Raw genomic sequence first — 1,435 nt, 5'->3', positions numbered from 1 at the left:
GTGGGCGGCGAGCGCGTCCGGGTCGCCGGAGCGGAACAGGAAGCCGGTCTCGCCGTCGACCACCGCCTCGCGGCCGGCGCAGGCGTCGCTCACCACCACCGGCGTGCCCAGCGCCAGCGCCTCGTAGACCGTGAGCGGCTGGCCCTCGTACCAGACGCTGGGAAAGACCAGCGCGCGGGCGGCGCCCATCAGCGCCTGAACGCCGGCGGCATCGCGCCAGCCGAGCATCGCGGCCTCGGGGTAGCGCGCGGCCAGCGCCGCCCGCTGCTCGCCGTCGCCGACGAAGACCGCGCGGATGCCGGCCCGCCGCGCCGCCTCCGCGAAGATCGGCGCGCCCTTCTCGGTCGAGATCCGCCCGACGAACAGAAAGTCGCCCGGCGCCCGCTCGGTCATCGGCCGGTGCGCCACCGCGATCGGGTTGTCGACCCGGTGGAAGCGGGTCCCGCGCGGCAACAGCGGGCCGACCACCCGCTCCTGCAGGTCGCTGATCGTGATCACGTGGCGGAAGAGCGTCGGCAGCTCCGCGACCTGCGTCATGCCGAGGTGGCGGACCACCCGCGCGAGCTTGCGCGGGAAGCTCTGCGCATCGCAGTTCGTCGTCAGGCACGCGCCCGACATCGGCGTGCGGTGGCAGATCGCGGCGGCCGGATATTCGTAGAACCCCCCGGTCGGGCAGACCAGGAAGAACTCGTGCATGGTGTAGAGCAGCGGCAGCCGCGCGCGCCGCAACGCCACGCCGATCGACGGCGACAGCGCCTTGGCGAAGGCGTGGACGTGGACCACGGTGTCGTCGGGGTCGCACGTCGCCAGTTCCGCGGCGAGCGCGCGGGCCGCTTCGCGGTTCCAGATCGCCTGCGCCAGGAAGGCGAGCTTGTTCGTCGTGGTCGAGATGTCGTCCTGGTTCAGGCAGACCACGCGGATGCCGGCGGCGGCCAGGCGCGGGTCGGCCGGGCCGCAGGCGGCGAACAGCGTCACGCGGGTGCCGCGGGCGGCGAGCCCGAGGGCCGAGTCGAGCGCGACCTTGGCCTGGCCGCCGTTGACGTAGGCGTGGTCGGCGACGAGGACGACGTGCACGAGGCGGCTCCCGCTCCCTGGATGTCCCCACGTTTACCGGACCGCAGTTGATCCCACGTAAACCTCGGGCACGCCGCCGATCTGCGGTTGTTCCCGCTCGGATCGTCCCCGCTCGACCGCCTGATCTCTCGATCTCCTGCGCCGGTGTCGCCATGCACGTCGTGATCCTGGCCGAGTTCGCGAGCCCGAGCGGGGGCGCCGAGAAGGTCGCCGTCGAATCGGCCCGCGGGCTGGCCGAGGCCGGGCTCCGGGTCACCTACGTCCAGGGCGTCGCCGGCCCGGTCGACCCGCTGCTCGACCATCGCAACCTCACCCGGATCTGCCTCGACCTGCCCGACGTGTGGGCGCGCAACCCCGTCGC

At 73.4% G+C, this 1,435-nt stretch carries 1 protein-coding gene and 1 pseudogene; one reads left to right on the top strand and one right to left on the bottom strand.

The genetic code is table 11. The features are described 5' to 3' along the window. On the bottom strand, positions 1–1,074 hold a 1,074-nt coding region (locus FV223_RS27560; RefSeq protein ID WP_147729868.1), incomplete at its 3' end, for a glycosyltransferase family 4 protein. A gap of 152 nt (positions 1,075–1,226) precedes the next feature. Between FV223_RS27560 and FV223_RS27555 the strand changes: the two are divergent. Continuing rightward, positions 1,227–1,435 (top strand): annotated as a pseudogene (locus FV223_RS27555) (glycosyl transferase family 1); the annotation flags it as partial.

This window comes from Methylobacterium sp. WL116 (assembly GCF_008039455.1).
In the GTDB taxonomy this organism is placed as follows: domain Bacteria; phylum Pseudomonadota; class Alphaproteobacteria; order Rhizobiales; family Beijerinckiaceae; genus Methylobacterium.
This window is presented reverse-complemented; position numbering and strand designations above follow the sequence as displayed.